The sequence below is a fragment of the Nocardia sp. NPDC051570 genome, from assembly GCF_044454005.1.
In the GTDB taxonomy this organism is placed as follows: Bacteria; Actinomycetota; Actinomycetes; order Mycobacteriales; family Mycobacteriaceae; genus Nocardia.
Map to the genome: position 1 here is coordinate 350587 of NZ_JBITDI010000001.1, position 15667 is coordinate 366253.

The 15667-nt window shown below is 68.0% G+C and carries 16 protein-coding genes; 5 read left to right on the forward strand and 11 right to left on the reverse strand.

The features are described from left to right. Positions 1-63: 63 nt before the first annotated feature. Positions 64-1995, forward strand: a complete 1932-nt coding sequence (gene ggt / locus ACIA76_RS01610; RefSeq protein ID WP_397147948.1) for a gamma-glutamyltransferase — start codon at positions 64-66, stop codon at positions 1993-1995. A gap of 49 nt (positions 1996-2044) precedes the next feature. Here ggt and ACIA76_RS01615 read toward each other — a convergent pair whose 3' ends face one another. The 5 genes from ACIA76_RS01615 to ACIA76_RS01635 form a co-directional block, all read right to left on the reverse strand. Further along, positions 2045-2563, reverse strand: a complete 519-nt coding sequence (locus ACIA76_RS01615) for a DUF4333 domain-containing protein (RefSeq protein ID WP_397147203.1) — start codon at positions 2561-2563, stop codon at positions 2045-2047. A gap of 165 nt (positions 2564-2728) precedes the next feature. Beyond that, complete coding sequence (locus tag ACIA76_RS01620; protein ID WP_397147205.1) at positions 2729-3226, reverse strand: PH domain-containing protein; 498 nt, start codon at positions 3224-3226, stop codon at positions 2729-2731. Positions 3227-3230: 4 nt separating this feature from the next. Continuing rightward, entirely contained in the window at positions 3231-3710 is a 480-nt protein-coding gene (ribH, locus tag ACIA76_RS01625; RefSeq protein ID WP_397147207.1) for a 6,7-dimethyl-8-ribityllumazine synthase, read from the reverse strand. Between the two features lie 29 nt (positions 3711-3739). Then, positions 3740-4990 carry a bifunctional 3,4-dihydroxy-2-butanone-4-phosphate synthase/GTP cyclohydrolase II gene (locus ACIA76_RS01630; protein ID WP_397147209.1) on the reverse strand — a complete coding sequence of 417 codons (1251 nt, stop codon included), beginning with the start codon at positions 4988-4990 and terminating at the stop codon, positions 3740-3742. A 182-nt stretch (positions 4991-5172) separates the two neighbouring features. Continuing rightward, positions 5173-5793: a riboflavin synthase gene (locus ACIA76_RS01635; protein WP_397147211.1), complete on the reverse strand. Its 621-nt coding sequence runs from the start codon at positions 5791-5793 to the stop codon at positions 5173-5175. Positions 5794-6260: 467 nt separating this feature from the next. On the opposite strand from ACIA76_RS01635, the gene ACIA76_RS01640 reads away from it, so the two are divergent. Continuing rightward, complete coding sequence (locus ACIA76_RS01640; RefSeq protein ID WP_397147213.1) at positions 6261-6731, forward strand: hypothetical protein; 471 nt, start codon at positions 6261-6263, stop codon at positions 6729-6731. Here ACIA76_RS01640 and rpe read toward each other — a convergent pair whose 3' ends face one another. Then, entirely contained in the window at positions 6732-7391 is a 660-nt protein-coding gene (rpe, locus tag ACIA76_RS01645; RefSeq protein WP_397147950.1) for a ribulose-phosphate 3-epimerase, read from the reverse strand. A 132-nt stretch (positions 7392-7523) separates the two neighbouring features. On the opposite strand from rpe, the gene ACIA76_RS01650 reads away from it, so the two are divergent. The 3 genes from ACIA76_RS01650 to ACIA76_RS01660 all read left to right on the forward strand — a co-directional run bounded on the left by ACIA76_RS01650 (position 7524) and on the right by ACIA76_RS01660 (position 10992). Continuing rightward, complete coding sequence (locus ACIA76_RS01650; RefSeq protein ID WP_397147214.1) at positions 7524-7946, forward strand: ATP-binding protein; 423 nt, start codon at positions 7524-7526, stop codon at positions 7944-7946. A 122-nt stretch (positions 7947-8068) separates the two neighbouring features. Continuing rightward, the gene (locus ACIA76_RS01655; protein WP_397147952.1) at positions 8069-8857 is read left to right on the forward strand and encodes a SigB/SigF/SigG family RNA polymerase sigma factor; all 789 of its coding nucleotides are present in this window, start codon (positions 8069-8071) and stop codon (positions 8855-8857) included. Between the two features lie 59 nt (positions 8858-8916). Continuing rightward, positions 8917-10992, forward strand: a complete 2076-nt coding sequence (locus ACIA76_RS01660) for an NAD(+) synthase (RefSeq protein ID WP_397147216.1) — start codon at positions 8917-8919, stop codon at positions 10990-10992. A gap of 2 nt (positions 10993-10994) precedes the next feature. On the opposite strand, the gene ACIA76_RS01665 is transcribed toward ACIA76_RS01660, so the two are convergent. From ACIA76_RS01665 to ACIA76_RS01685, 5 genes are all read right to left on the reverse strand, one after another. Next, positions 10995-11210: a heavy-metal-associated domain-containing protein gene (locus ACIA76_RS01665; RefSeq protein WP_397147218.1), complete on the reverse strand. Its 216-nt coding sequence runs from the start codon at positions 11208-11210 to the stop codon at positions 10995-10997. An 89-nt stretch (positions 11211-11299) separates the two neighbouring features. After that, positions 11300-13054: an RsmB/NOP family class I SAM-dependent RNA methyltransferase gene (locus tag ACIA76_RS01670; RefSeq protein WP_397147220.1), complete on the reverse strand. Its 1755-nt coding sequence runs from the start codon at positions 13052-13054 to the stop codon at positions 11300-11302. After that, positions 13051-13974: a methionyl-tRNA formyltransferase gene (gene fmt / locus ACIA76_RS01675; RefSeq protein WP_397147222.1), complete on the reverse strand. Its 924-nt coding sequence runs from the start codon at positions 13972-13974 to the stop codon at positions 13051-13053. The genes ACIA76_RS01670 and fmt overlap by 4 nt, the downstream gene beginning before the upstream one ends. Next, positions 13974-14540 (reverse strand): peptide deformylase, encoded by a 567-nt coding sequence (def, locus tag ACIA76_RS01680; protein WP_397147224.1) that lies wholly within the window; start codon positions 14538-14540, stop codon positions 13974-13976. Before def ends, fmt begins: the two co-directional genes overlap by 1 nt. Positions 14541-14596: 56 nt before the next feature. Then, a complete protein-coding gene (locus ACIA76_RS01685) occupies positions 14597-15577 on the reverse strand; it encodes an esterase/lipase family protein (RefSeq protein ID WP_397147954.1) in 981 nt (326 codons plus the stop codon). Between the last annotated feature and the right edge of the window lie 90 nt (positions 15578-15667).

The window sequence follows — 15667 nt, forward strand, 5'->3', positions numbered from 1 at the left end:
CTCGACGCCGCGAAATGCCCGCCCGCCCTCGGATCCGGACGATAAGGTCCGACCATGAGGCGCATGCGACACACCCTGTCCGGTGCGGCCGCCGCACTGCTACTCGCCACGGCGGTACTGACCGGCTGCTCATCGTCGAATCCCTCCTCGTCGGGCGCAACGTGCACCGACACCCCCAACGGAACACCGGTCGCACCGGCCTCGACCGGGACCGGCACCAACCTGTCCACCACTCCGGAGGCCGCCACCGGCTACCGCACCAACATGACCCCGGTACGCACCCGCAGCTTCGCCGTCTCGACCGCGAATCCGCTTGCGTCCCAAGCGGCTTGCCATGTGCTGGCCGACGGCGGCACCGCGGCCGACGCGCTGGTCGCGGCCCAGATGGTGCTGGGTCTGGCCGAACCACAGAGCTCCGGAATCGGCGGCGGCGGCTTCCTGATGTACTACGACGCGAACACCAAGACCGTCGACGCCTACGACGGCCGCGAGGTGGCGCCGGCCTCGGCGACGGAGAACTATCTGCGCTGGGTCAGCGACACCGATCGGACTGTGCCGCAACCGAATGCGCGCGCCAGCGGCCGATCCATCGGTGTGCCGGGCATCCTGCGACTACTCGAGATGGCACATAACGAACACGGTAAGCAGCCGTGGCGGGATCTGTTCACCCCGGCCATCTCCCTTGCCGACCAGGGCTTCTCGATCAGCCCGCGGCTGGCGAGCGAGATCGCCGACGCCGCACCGGATCTGGCCCGCGACGCCAATGCCAAGGCATACTTCCTGCAGCCGGACGGATCGGCGAAACCCACCGGCTACCACCTCACCAACCCGGCCTACGCGAAGACGTTGGGCGCCATCGCCTCCGACGGCCCGAACGCCTTCTACACCGGGGCCATCGCCCAGGACGTCGTGGACGCCACGGCAACCACCTCCGGCGGCCGCACACCCGGGCAGATCACCCTCGCGGATCTGAGCGGTTACCAGGCCAAGAAGCGGACCGCGATCTGCGCCGACTATCGCGGCCACGAGGTCTGCGGCATGCCCAACCCGTCCTCGGGCGGCATCACCGTCGCCGCGACGCTGGGCATCCTGGCCAACTTCGACCTGGCGGCGCTGCCGCCGGACAATCTCGATCGCAACGGCGGTAAACCCAAAGTGCAAGCGGTGCATCTGATCTCGGAGGCCGAACGGCTGGCCTACGCCGACCGCGACAAGTACGTCGCCGACTCCGACTTCATTCCGATGCCCGGGAACTCCCCCGACGCGCTGCTGAACAAGGACTACCTGAAACAGCGTGCGGGACTGATCGATCCGAATCACAGCATGGGCACGGCCCAGCCCGGCAACTTCGGACCGGTCCCGGTGGGCAACGGTCCGCAGCCCCCCGAACACGGCACCAGCCACATCTCGGTGGTCGACAAGTACGGCAACGCCGCATCGCTGACGACCACGGTCGAATCGGAGTTCGGCGCGTTCCACGTCGTCGACGGATTCGTGCTCAACAATCAGCTCACCGACTTCAACGCCGATCCGGCCGCGCCGGACGGCACCCCGGTGGCCAACCGGGTGCAGCCGGATAAGCGGCCGCGCAGTTCGATGAGCCCCACGCTGGTCTTCGATCGCGCCCCCGACGGCTCACGCGGGAATCTGAACTATGTCGTCGGCTCGCCCGGCGGCTCGGTGATCATCCAGTTCGTCGTGAAAACCCTTGTCGGACTGCTGGATTGGGGTCTGGATCCGCAGCAGGCGGTGGGCCAGGTGGCCTTCGGCGCTGCCAACGGCCCGGTGACCGGAGTCGGTGGCGAACATCCGGCGATCAACGCCACCGACCACGGCGATCACGATCCGCTCGTGCAGCGGCTGCGCGAACTCGGACATCAGGTCTCGGTGGATCCGCAATCCAGCGGCCTGAGCGCCCTGAAACGGGAGAGCGACGGCTGGATCGGTGGCGCGGATCCGCGCCGCGAGGGCGCGGTGATGGGCGATACGAAGTAGCGTCGGCCACGATCGGCGGGCTGGCCGCGGGCCAGCCCGCTCACCGAATTCAGCTGCTGAGGCCGACCGAGTAGGAGTACTGGTCGCCCTTCACCGCGGACACGACGAACGTGACCGGCACGTTCTTACCGCCCGCCTCGGTGACCGTGCACTTGCGGGAGCTGTTGGGCTCCAACTTCTGCAGGCCCTTGCAGTCCACGCCCGTGACCTCACCGTCGGCGATCTGCCGGTACATCCGGGAAACCTTGTCCTTGGCGTCGTCGGCGGCGACCATCGGATCGTCGAACGCGGCCTCGACATCGGCCTTGCCGCCGTCCACCTTGGCCACCTTGACCGTGACGGGCCAGGTCTTGCCGGCGCTGTCGTCGGCCTTGCACTTCACGGTCGCACCGGCCGTCGCATCGAGCGTGCCGTCGCACGACGATTTCGCGGGCGCCTCGGCCGCATTCTTCTGGAACAGATCGACGATCGCGGCCGTGGTGTCCTTCTCGTCGACAGCGGAGTGTCCGGAGCCGGACGAACAGCCGACGGCGATCAGGATCGGCAGCAGGAGCAACAAACGACGCATGTACGAATAACCCTTCGACTTCTTCGGTCGGGACCCCTCATCGGTCACCGAGCTAAGAAGTGCTATCACGCCTGGCGAACTTCGGCCACACGAACGCGAGCGGCACGAGATCAGCGAATTACCAGCATTCACAATCGAGCTCGGCCGCGGCGGCCGCGAACACGCTCAGTTCCCCTGCGCCCCAGTGTATTTCGCACCCAGCTCCCGAAACCGGTCCATCGCCCGGGCCGCATGCTCACCATCGTTGACCCGAATCGCGAGCATCGGCGCATACTCGTCGCCCGCCAGTTCCAGCCGGGCCCAGGACTTCTTGTCCGGAATCGACACGCCGCGGATATCGCTCCAGCGGAAATCGGTGTCGCCCAGGATGTTGCGGATCGACACCCCACCCGGGCCGACCCGGACCCGCGGCCGGGTGAGCAGCAGGGTCGCCCCGGCCAGCAGCAGGCCGAAGCAGACGATCGCGACCTGATCGGCCACGCGCAGATTCACGCCGGTCGAGGTGTGCGGGGTCGCGATTCCGGCGACGGTGAAGGCGATCGCGATGACCGCCGCCACGATGCGCGCGGTGCGTGCCGAGCGACGCGGGCGAACCTCGAGATCCCATTCCGGCGCCGGAGTCGCCAGCTGGGGTTCGCGCTTCCAGATTCGGACGACCGGCACGCGATCACGCGTCCTGTCGCAGCGCCCGCAGGGTCAGGGCCGCGTCCAGCGCGGCCGCCGCGGCCTGTTCGCCCTTGTCCTCGGCCGAATCCGGCAGTCCGGCGCGATCGAGGGCCTGATGTTCGGTGTTGACCGTGAGCACGCCGTTGGTGACCGGAACGCCCTCGTCCAGCGACACCCGCGTCAGCCCGGCCGTGACGGCATCGCAGACGTACTCGAAATGCGGTGTCTCACCGCGGATCACGACGCCCAGCGCGACCACCGCATCGTGCCCGCGGGCCAGCGCCTGCGCCACCACCGGCAGCTCCATCGCGCCCGCACACCGCACCACCGTGATCTCCTCGACCCCGGCCTGCCGAGCCACTCGCTCGGCATTGGCCACGAGCGTGTCGCAGATCTTGCTGTGCCAGCGCGAGGCGACGATGCCGAGCCTGAGCTGCTTGGCATCCTCGAGCGCGAAATCCGGTACGCCGGTACCGCTCATGGTGACAGATCCACCTTCCGTGGTTTTGTTTACTGGGCGGTTTCGCCGAGGTCCAGGTCGTCCAGGCCGACCAGATCGTGGCCCATGCGGTCGCGCTTGGTGCGAAGGTAATGCAGGTTCTCCGCGGTGGGGCGGACCGGCATCGGGACACGCTCGGTGATGCTCAGGCCGTAGCCGTCCAGGCCCACGCGCTTGGCGGGGTTGTTGGTCAGCAGGCGCATCGAGGTGATGCCGAGGTCGACCAGGATCTGCGCGCCCGTGCCGTAGTCGCGCGCGTCGGCGGGCAGACCCAGTTCGATATTGGCGTCGACGGTGTCGTGGCCGCTGTCCTGTAGCTGATAGGCCTGCAGCTTATGCATCAGCCCGATGCCGCGGCCCTCGTGCCCGCGCATGTACAGCACCACGCCGCGACCCTCGCCGGCCACCATCTCCATGGCCGCGTCCAGCTGCGGGCCGCAGTCGCAGCGCAGCGAGCCGAACACATCACCGGTCAGACATTCCGAATGCACCCGCACGAGCACATCCTCGCCGCCGCCGACGCCGATATCGCCGAGCACGAGCGCGACATGTTCGACCTCGTCGTAGATGCTCTTGTAGCCGACCGCGCGAAAGACGCCGTGCCGGGTCGGAATCCGGGCATCGGCGACGCGCTCGACCTGCTTCTCATGCTTGCGGCGCCAGGAGATCATGTCGGCGATGGAGATCAACGCGAGGTCGTGCTCGTCGGCGAAGACGCGCAACTCCTCGGTGCGCGCCATATCGCCCTCGTTCTTCTGGCTGACGATCTCGCAGATGACACCCGCGGGCTCGAGCCCGGCCATGCGCGACAGATCCACGGCGGCCTCGGTATGGCCGGGACGGCGCAGCACGCCACCGTCCTTGGCGCGCAACGGAACCACATGTCCGGGGCGGGTGAAGTCGGTGGCCTTGGCCAGCGGATCGGACAGCAGGCGCATGGTGGTGGCGCGATCGGCGCCGGAGATGCCGGTGCTCACGCCCTCGCGCGCGTCGACCGAGACGGTGTAGGCCGTGCCGTGCTTGTCCTGATTGACCGCGTACATCGGCGGCAGTCCCAGCCGATCGCAGTCGGCGCCGGTCAGCGGCACACAGATGTAGCCGGAGGTGTAGCGGATCATGAAGGCCACCAGCTCGGGGGTGGCCTTCTCCGCGGCGAAGATGAGATCGCCCTCGTTCTCCCGGCCCTCGTCGTCGACGACGACGACCGCCTTACCCGCGGCGATATCGGCGACGGCGCGCTCGATGGTGTCGAACCTGGTCACGTCTGTTGTGCTCCATCTCGAATTCGGTGCCCTTACAACACTACGGTGTTCGATTGCCGCTCCTTCGTCGCGGCGGTTCGCGGCCCCCTGGGGCTCGTTTCTTCCCTCCTCCGCTCCTCCGCTTCGCTCCCCCGCTCCGTCAGTCCAGAAACGAGCCGGGGCCGCGAACTCGGCGGTGAGGCCTATCTGCGCTGCTGCAGCCGTTCGACGTACTTGGCGATGATGTCGACCTCGAGGTTGACCGTGGCGCCGACCTGGGCGGCGCCGAGGGTGGTGAGCTCACGGGTGGTGGGGATGAGCGAGACCTCGAACCAGTCGCGGTGGCCGGGCTCGCGGGCCTCGTCGACGCCGAGGCCGGAGACGGTCAGCGAGATGCCGTCGACGGTGATCGAGCCCTTCTCGACCACGTAGCGGGCGAGGCTGTCGGGCAACGAGATTCGCACCACCTCCCAGTTCTCCGAGGGGGTGCGCGCGAGGATGCCGCCGGTGCCGTCGACGTGGCCCTGCATGATATGCCCGCCCAGGCGGCTGTTCACCGCCGCGGCGCGCTCGAGGTTCACCCTCGAGCCGACGTCGAGCTTGCCGATGCCGGAGCGATTGAGCGTCTCGCCCATCACGTCGGTGGTGAAACTGTCGCCGTCGACGATGTCGACGACGGTCAGGCATACACCGTTCACGGCGATCGAGTCGCCGTGTTTGGCATCGGAGGTCACCTGCCTGCCGCGGATGGTCAGCCGGGCCGAGTCGGCCGACGGCTCGCGCGCGACGATCTCACCGAGTTCCTCGACGATGCCTGTGAACATGCCCTCTATCTCCCGTCACCGATGCCCGCCGCGCGGGCCTCCCGCTAGCGCCAACAGCCCGGCCGACGCGACTGTTCCCCGCCGCCGGACCGGTACGTCATCAGCGTAACGACGCCGGGTGGTACGCAACACCCGGCCGTCGGTTCGAGACTACGGTTCGGAGAAACGCCGCTGAAGCAGACAGCAGGACCTGATATCTGCAATAACGAATGAATAGACCCCCGAATTTCACGGGCTTGCCAAACCAAAAGACCTTCGATATGGAAATAATCCAACCGGTCTGTAAATTGATTCGACGTTTTCCCGCACGGTGCATCAAACGCGCAGGCCACAGGCCGAAGAAGAATGTTTACCCATTCGACGACGCGCTTACACGCGAAGCTTGCGTCTGGATAGAATCGGACGCAATATTGTTATGCAGTTGAATCCAAACGTTCAACTTCTGCAACCAATAGATGGGGGTAGGCGTGACCACGCTTCTCGATTCGACACTCGAGGTTCGCTGCGTTCAGTACCGTCGCGAATTCCATCTGCCGGCCTCGATCGATCCGGCCTCACGCCACATCCTGCTGGAGATCGGCACCCGATACTGCGCCATCACCATGCCGGCCGAACTGGGCGAGCGCGTCCAGCAGCGGTTGGCGCAGGCCGATCTGGCAGGTCCCGTCGTCCATCATCCACGCGCCCGGCGCTGGACCTTCATCACCGGGGCTCCCCGCCCGGACACGCTCACGACCTCGGTCTCCGCGGAACTGTTCCGGCTCTACGCCACCGTCGCCTGCGCCGGCAGCCAGGTGGTGCTGCCCTCGGCCGACGACGAGCGCACCGGCTACCGCACCTGGGTGCAGGCCCCCGAGACCGCCGACGCCGTGCCGCCGATGGAGGCGGTCATCGACGCGACCCGCGCCGCGGGCGGCCGAAAATCGCAGGCGCGCTGACTAGTTCGCGGCCTCGACCCCGATGACCCGGTCGCGCAGCTTCGCCACCGTCGCGGCCGGATCGTCGGTGCCGTAGACCGCGGAACCGGCGACGAAGCAGTCCACACCCGCCTCGGCGGCCTGTTCGATGGTGTCCATATTGATGCCGCCATCGATCTCGACGACCAGGCGCAGCTCGCCGGAATCCACCAGATTCCGCACGGTCCGCGCCTTGTCGAGCACCTGCGCGATGAACGACTGCCCACCGAAACCGGGCTCGACGCTCATCACCAGCAGGGTGTCGAAGTTGCGCAAGATCTCGAGGTAGGGCTCGATAGGGGTGTTCGGCTTGACCGACAGTCCGGCCTTGGCCCCGGCCGCGCGGATATCACGCGCCACCGCGACCGGATCGTCGGTGGCCTCGGCGTGGAAGGTCACGTTGTAGGCGCCGGCCTCGGCATACGGCGGTGCCCAGCGGTCCGGATTCTCGATCATCAGGTGGCAGTCGAGCGGAATGTCGGTGGCCTTCAACAGGCTTTGCACCACCGGCAGGCCGAGGGTCAGATTCGGCACGAAGTGGTTGTCCATCACATCCACGTGCAGCCAATCCGCACCCGCGACCGCGTCGATCTGCTCGGCCAGATGCGCGAAGTCCGCGGACAGGATGGACGGGGCGATCATCGGCGATGGGCGATGGAACGACGCGTTCGAGGAGGTGGACACAGGCGCAGAGTGTAGCGACGCCCGGTCACGGCCCGGCCACTGCGGGGATACCCCCGATTACCTGGGGTGGATTTGGGTAACCTTCTGAGGGTGATCAACATTTCGGCGGAACAGGGACTGCGCAGTACCCCGGTGGAGATCGGCGTCGCCGCCACCGTGTCACAGTTGCCGATCGTGCGCGGACTCGCCGAAACCCTCGTCCTACTCAGCGATTTCACCCTCGACGAGGTAGCCGATATCCGACTCGCGGTCGACGAGGCCTGTTCGACGCTCATCGCGCTCGCCGCACCCGGTACGACGCTGCAATGCCGATTCACCGTCGGCGACAAGGATCTGCTGGTGCGCGTCAGTGGAATCGCCGCCCACGAAGGCCTGCCCGATGAGCACGCCTTCGGCTGGCATGTGCTGCGCACGCTCACCGACGAGATCGGCGCGACCCAGGAGGCCTTCGACGAGCAGGCCGCCGGCTATCCGACGATCGTGGAATTCCGGCGGGCCCGGGGGAAGGCGTAGTGGCTGACGAGGACACCGTGTTCGATTCCACCCCGGCTACCCCCGCCACCCCGCCCGAGCCCGCGGCGGCATCCGACGAAGCCGCCGAGACCGACGACGACCTCGACGAGAACGACACCGAGATCGACGACGAGGTGGACGAGGTCACCGAATCGGTCTCCGGATATGACGACGTCGCAGTGCTTTTCCAGCGGTTGGCCGCGACCGGCGCCGACGAACCGCGCCACGCCGTGCTGCGCGCCCAGTTGATTCAGCGTTGCATCCCGCTGGCCGATCACATCGCCCGCAAGTTCAGCGGACGTGGTGAGCCGTTCGACGATCTGACCCAGGTCGCCCGGGTCGGCCTGGTGCATGCGGTGGACCGCTTCGACATCTCGCGCGGCTCGAACTTCCTGTCCTTCGCCGTGCCGACGATCATGGGCGAGGTCCGCCGATACTTCCGGGACAACACCTGGGCCATGCGGGTTCCCCGGCGGGTCAAGGAGACTCATCTGCGCATCGGTGCGGCCATCGATGCGCTGTCGCAGAGCCTGGGCCGCTCCCCCACCGCCAAGGAGATCGCCGCCGAACTCGGCATCTCCGCCGATGAGGTGACCCAGGCCGTCATCGCGGGCAACGCCTATCAGCCCTCCTCGATCGATGCGGTCTCGGTGGGCCGCGATTCGGAGGCCTCGTTGCTGGACACGCTCGGCGAGGAGGAATCGCAGTTCGATCGGGTAGAGGAGTACGTGGCGATCCGCCCGCTGCTCGCGGGCCTGCCCGAACGCGAGCGCCGCATCCTCACCATGCGCTTCTTCGAATCGATGACCCAGACCCAGATCGCCCAGCGCATGGGCATCTCCCAGATGCACGTCTCCCGCATCCTCGCCAAAACCCTTGCCCGCCTCCGCGACCAATCGGCCCGGGAGTGATCACGGGGTAGATTGCGTACCGACCATGATCACCTCGTCCCGAGGAGTAGGGGGTCGGTGTGCCGCAGGAACTGTCGTTCGACTCGCTGTATCGGCACGGATTCGCGCGGGTGGCGGTGGCGGTGCCCCCGGTGCGGGTGGCCGATCCGGACTTCAATGCCGCCCAGACGCTGCGATTGGCGCGCCGGGCCCACGATGACGGGGTCGTGCTGACGGTCTTTCCCGAACTCGGCCTGTCCAGCTACACCGCCGACGATCTGTTCCATCAGGACGCGCTGGATCAGGCCGTGGTCCGGGCGCTCGATCGGATCGTGACCGAGAGCGCGGGGCTGGCGCCCGTGCTCGTGGTCGGCGCGCCGGTGCGGACCCAGGGACGGCTGTTCAACTGCGGCATCGTGATCCATCGGGGTCGGGTACTCGGCGCGGTGCCCAAGAGCTATCTGCCCAACTATCGCGAGTTCTACGAGGAGCGGCAGTTCGCGGCCGCGCGGGAGGTGCTCGACGACCACATCACCCTCGCCGGTCAGCGGGCGCCCTTCGGTGCGGATCTGCTGTTCGTCGCGAACAATCTCGACGGCTTCGTCTTTCATCTGGAGATCTGCGAGGACGGCTGGGTTCCGTTGCCGCCCAGTGGTTTCGCCGCACTGGCCGGGGCGACCGTGCTGGTGAACCTGTCGGCGAGCAATATCGTCGTCGGCAAGGCCGACTATCGGCGGCAGCTGTGCGCATCGCATTCGGCCCGCTATCTCGCGGCGTATCTGTATTCCGCTGCGGGACACGGGGAATCGACCACCGATATGGCCTTCGACGGTCAGGCCCTGGTGTGCGAGAACGGTGAATTACTCGCCGAGGGTGAGCGTTTCGCCGATCATCCTCAGCTGGTGACCGCCGAGGTGGACCTGCACCGGCTGGCCGCCGATCGGCTGCGGATGACCAGCTTCGCCGATAACGTGCACGATCACCGCGACCGGCTGACCCGCCTGCGCCGGATCGAGGTCGAGCTCGACATCCCGGTCGGGGCGGCGCCACTGCGACGCGAGATCCCGCGCTTCCCATACGTTCCCGCCGATCCGGCGGTCCGCAACGAACGCTGCGCCGAGGTGCATCACATCCAGGTGGAGGGGCTGAGCACCCGTTTGGCCGCGACCGGTTCCGAGCGCGTGGTGATCGGGGTGTCGGGCGGTCTGGATTCGACGCTCGCCCTGATCGTCGCGGTCAAGACGATGGATCGGCTCGGCCTGCCGCGCGGGAATGTGCTGGCCTACACCATGCCCGGCTTCGCCACCGGCACGCGCACCCGAGGCGACGCGCATCGGCTCATGCGCGCCCTGGGTGTCTCGGCGCACGAGATCGATATCCGCCCGTCGGCGACGCAGATGCTGCGGGATCTGAATCATCCCGCCGCCGAAGGGGTTCCGCAGTACGACGTGACCTATGAGAACGTGCAGGCCGGGGACCGGACCTCACATCTGTTCCGGCTGGCCAATCAGAATCACGCGCTCGTGCTGGGCACCGGTGATCTCAGCGAGCTCGCGCTGGGCTGGTGCACCTTCGGCGTCGGCGACCAGATGGCGCACTACAGCGTCAACGCGTCGGTCCCGAAGACCTTGATCAAGTACCTCATCGCCTGGTCCGTCGACACCGGTGAGCTCGGCGCGGCCGCCGACGAGGTGCTGACCTCGATTCTCGCGACCGAGATCTCACCGGAACTCGTTCCCGCCGAGGCCGATTCGACCGGCGGCACGGCCCAGCCCGGCCAGAGCTCCGAGGCCACCGTCGGCCCGTACGAACTGCAGGACTTCCACCTGTACTACCTGCTGCGCTTCGGCTATCTGCCCAGCCGCATCGCCTACCTCGCCCGGCAGGCCTGGTCCGACCGCACCCGCGGGCGCTGGCCGGACCTCATCGACCCCGCGGACCGCCACGAATACGATCTGCCGACGATCAAGCATTGGCTCGCCGAATTCCTGCGGCGGTTCGTGCAGACCAGTCAGTTCAAACGCTCGACCCTGCCCAATGCCCCGAAGGTCGGGTCCGGCGGCTCGCTGTCGCCGCGCGGCGATTGGCGGGCGCCCAGCGATGCCGTCGCGACCGCCTGGCTCGACGAGCTCGAGCGCAACGTGCCCGACGCCTGAACTCAGACGACGGTGAAGTTGCCCTCGTGGCTCAGCGCCCGCTGAATCTCCTCGGCCTGCAGCTGATGGTCGGCCTCGACCATCACCTTCGAGACGCCCTTCATGTTCAGATCCACGGTCACCGAGTGGACGTCGGGGATGGCGTAGATGCTCTTCTCGACGGTGCCCACACAGCCCCAGCAGTGCAGTCCGTCGACCGAGAAGGTGGCCTTCGACATGTGGTTTTCTCCGATCTCGTGAGGTTCGAGCATGGAGTTCCGATCCGCACGGGAGTTTAACTCTCCCGATACCGAACTGCTATAGCCGATCAGCCTTCGGCGAGCCCCGGTTTGCGCAGGGCCGCGAGGAACATCGCGTCGGTGCCGTGCCGGTGCGGCCACAGCTGCGCGGCGGGGCCGTCGCCGGTCTCGGGCACATCGGGCAGCAGCGCCGCGGTGTCGAGCTGTTCGGCGTCGGTGCGGCGGACCAGATCGGCGACCACGGCGACGGTCTCGGGCAGATGCGGCGAGCACGTCGAGTACACCACCACGCCGCCCGGGCGCAGCAGATCCCATGCGGCGGTGAGCAATTCGCGCTGCAGCACGGTGAGATCGCGAACGTCACCGGGGGTGCGCCGCCAGCGGGCCTCCGGGCGGCGGCGCAGCGCGCCCAGGCCCGTACAGGGCGCGTCGACCAGGATGCGGTCGTAGCCCGGTTCGAGTCCGCTGGCCCGGCCGTCGGTCACATGCACGGTCACCGGCAGCGCGGCGGTGGCCTTGCGGACCAGTTCGGCGCGGTGTTCAGCCGGTTCGACGGCGTCCACCGCGAAGCCGTCGATATCGGCGAGCGCGCCCAGCAGTGCCGCCTTACCACCCGGTCCCGCGCACAGGTCCAGCCAGCGGCCGGTGTCGGGGCCGAGCAGCGGGGCGCGGGTCAGCGCCAGGGCCACCAGCTGGCTGCCCTCGTCCTGCACCGCGGCCAGGCCTTCGCGCACGGGTTCGAGCTTGCCCGGATCGCCGCCGTCCAGATACACCGCATACGGCGACCAGCGACCCTCCTCGCCGCCTGTCACCAGCGCCAGCTCCTCGGCGCTGATCTCGCCCGGACGGGCCACCAGATGGACGGCCGGGCGCTCGTCGTCGGCGGCGAGCAGATCCTTCAGCTCACCGGCCCGCGCCCCGAGCGCATCCGCGAAGGCCTGCGCGATCCACGTCGGATGGGCGTATTCGAAGGCCACGTGCCCCAGCGGATCCCGCGGAGCCAGCGCCTGGACCCACTCCTCGGGCGTGCGCTCGGCCACCCGGCGCAGTACCGCGTTGACGAATCCCGCCTTACCGGCCCCGGATTCGGCGCGCACGAGCTCCACGGACGTATCGACCGCGGCATGCGCCCCGACCCGGGTCCGCAGCATCTGATAGGCCCCGAGCCGCAGCACATCCAGCAGCGCGCCGTCGATCTCCTCGACCGCACGCCCCGCCCCGGCCGCGATCACCGCGTCGAGCAGTCCCAGCGATCGGCACGAGCCATACGCCAGTTCGGTCGCGAACGCCGCATCCCGCCCGGTGATCTTGCGCTCCCGAAGCAGCCCCGGCAGTACGAGATTCGCATAGGCGTCACGCTCCCGCACCGCCCGCAACACATCCCGAGCCACCAGCCGCGGGGCGTCGATCGGCGCGGCACCCCGCCCCGGCCGCTTCGCCGAATCGGCCCGGTCCGTACCCGGACCCCCCGCCCGCGAACGCCCCTTCGACTGCGAAACATCCTCACGCCCACTACGACCCGATGTTCCGCCGCCCGCGGGCCGCCCGCGACCTCGCGAATCCTGTTCATCTCGCGAGCCATTGCCGCGACCACGTCCCGAGGAACCACCGGTCACCGACCGCCCACGCGAATTCTCTTCGGCTCGTGCGCTGTTACCGGGGCCGCCGGTCGCTCGCCGGGTGGGCGTGTCGCCGCCCGCTCCCTGCGCGCGTGGCCGTCCATCTCGGGCCTTGTCGTCGCCTCGGCGCTGACGATCGCGCCCGGCGGCGGAACCGCTTGTATCGGCCGGCTTGTCGCCCTGTCTGCGATCCGGGCGGGTCATCCGATGACCGTGCCCGGCTGCAGGCGAGCGCCGCGTGCCCAGTCGAGGGCGGGCATCATGCGTTTGCCCTCGGGCTGGACCTGTGTGAGGCGGACGGCTGTGGTGGTGGTGCCGACGTAGACGCCGGATTTGCGGATCTCGATGGTTGCGTCGGGCAGGGACTCCTCGACCATTTCCACCGGGCCGAGCTTGAGGCGTTTGCCGTCCACCTCGGTCCACGCGCCGGGGGCGGGGGTCACCGAGCGGATTCGGCGGTTGATCGCCAATGCGGGCTGATGCCAACGGATATGGCCGGCGTCGACGTCGACCTTCGGCGCGTAGGACACGCCCTCGGTGGCCTGCGGGACGGCTTGCACGATGCCGTCCTCGATGCCGTCCAGGGTCGATTCCAACAGGTGCGCACCGGTTTCGGCGAGGCGATCGAGCAGAACTCCTGCCGTATCGGTGACCGCGATCTTCTCGGTGATCACCCCGAACACCGGACCGGTGTCGAGACCGGCCTCGATCCGGAAGGTCGACGCGCCGGTGAATTCATCGCCGGACAGCAGCGCCGCCTGGACGGGCGCCGCGCCGCGCCAGGCGGGCAGCAGCGAGAAATGCAGATTCACCCAGCCGTGCCGCGGAATGTCGAGCACCTGCTGGGGCAGCAGCGCGCCGTAGGCGACGACCGGACAGCAGTCCGGGGCCAATTCGGTCAGCGTTGCGACGAATTCGGGCTCCGACGGTTTACGCGGGGTGAATACCGGAATGCCGTGCTCGTCGGCCAGCCGCCCGATCGGCGAGCGGGTCACCTTGCGACCCCGGCCCGCCACGGCATCCGGCCGGGTCACCACCGCGATCACCTCGTGACGCGAGGACTCGATCAATCGCCGCAGCGAGGGCACCGCCGGTTCCGGCGTACCCGCGAAGATCAGGCGCATCAGCTACTCCGCTCCGCCGCCGCGGCGGCCTTGGTGGCGGCTACTTCAGCGGCCGACATCACTGTCTTGCCCGTGGTGAACCATTCCGATTCGCGCACCGCGCGCATCGCCTCCTTCCGTGTCGCCGGATTCAGACGGTCCAGATAGAGCACACCGTCGAGATGGTCCGTCTCGTGTTGTACACAGCGCGCCAGCAGGGCGCGGCCCTCGAATTCCACTGCGGTGCCGGTCATATCGACCCCATGTGCCCGCACCCGCAGGGCGCGCGTGACGTCGTGACGTAGCCCCGGAATCGACAGGCAGCCCTCGGGCCCGGTCTGCTCCTCCTCGCCGAGCACCTCATAACTCGGATTCACCACATGCCCCGCGGCATCACCGGTGTCGTAGACGAACACTCGCAGGCCGACCCCGATCTGCGGGCCTGCCATCCCGACACCACCGCTGGCGCGCATGGTATCGGTCAGATCGGTCACCAGCTGGCGCAGCTCCCGGTCGAAGGTGGTGACCTCGTCGGCGCGGGCGCGCAGGACGGGATCGCCGAACAGGCGAACGGGCTGGACGGTCACGAGCAAACTCCCCGGGCGAGCGAATACGGACATCTCAGTTTACGGATGTCCCACGATCAGGAGTGCGCCCCCAGCACGACCTCCGGAATTCCGGTGCCCAGCGGGACGAATCGACAGACCGGTTCGCGCGCGTGCGCCGGGTCGAGGGTGTTGAGCAGCAGCTGCTGCACATAGGGGTCGTAAACCATATGGAAATGCCCGGTCAGATCGATCGAGCACAGATCCTGCAGCACCAGATTCGTCGCGCCCGGACCCCGGAGAGCGATGTTGTCGAAGGGCTGGATCATCTCGTCGACCCGGCTACCGACCGTGGTGTAACGCACACCCGGCACGGTGTCGCCACCGGCATTGAGCTCGACCATGAACGGCGCGCCCTGCGCCTGCTGCACCGCGGCGGTGGAGGTGACCTTCTCGAACGCATTCCACAGCGGCGGCACCGCATTGGCCGCCGGCACCAGGCCGTACATGACTCCGCCGTAGGTCGGCGAGGCCAGGCCGACCCAGTTCCCCACCTTCGCCGCGCCGCCCGCCTTGTTGACGTAGTAGCGAGTCACGGTGGCACCCTGGGAGAATCCGACCAGATCGATCTGCCGCGCACCGGTCGCCGTCAGCACCCGATCGACGAATTCGCCCATCTGCCGCACCGATACGCGCAGATCCTCGGTGCCGTAACTGGTCGCGCCCGGCTTACCGCCGTAGTTCAGCGCGAAGACGCAGAATCCGGCGTCGTGAATCTGAGGGGCGATCGCCGAGTAGTCGGAGTAGGCCGAGGCATCGGTGCCATGCGCGAGCACGACCGGGCGCGGATGTTCGGCGGTCGGGCGGCAGCCGAAGTCGTTGGCCCCCAGCGGAGCCGCGTCGGGATGGTTCTTCATGTACCACGACGCGGTCAGATGTTCCGACTGCACCGGACCGTGCTGGGTGGGCACGGCCGCCGGCCGATACTGCGTCGCCTCGGCGATATCGCCCGCGACGGGATCTGCCAGGGCGGACGCGCCGGTGCCCAGCACCAGCGCGCACACCGCTCCACCCGTGATCACCGTTCGCCACCCTTGTGAGACACCCCGAGCCCACCAACTCCACCGCTGTACCATGTCACGATCATTCCGTATGGACCGGGGAATTAC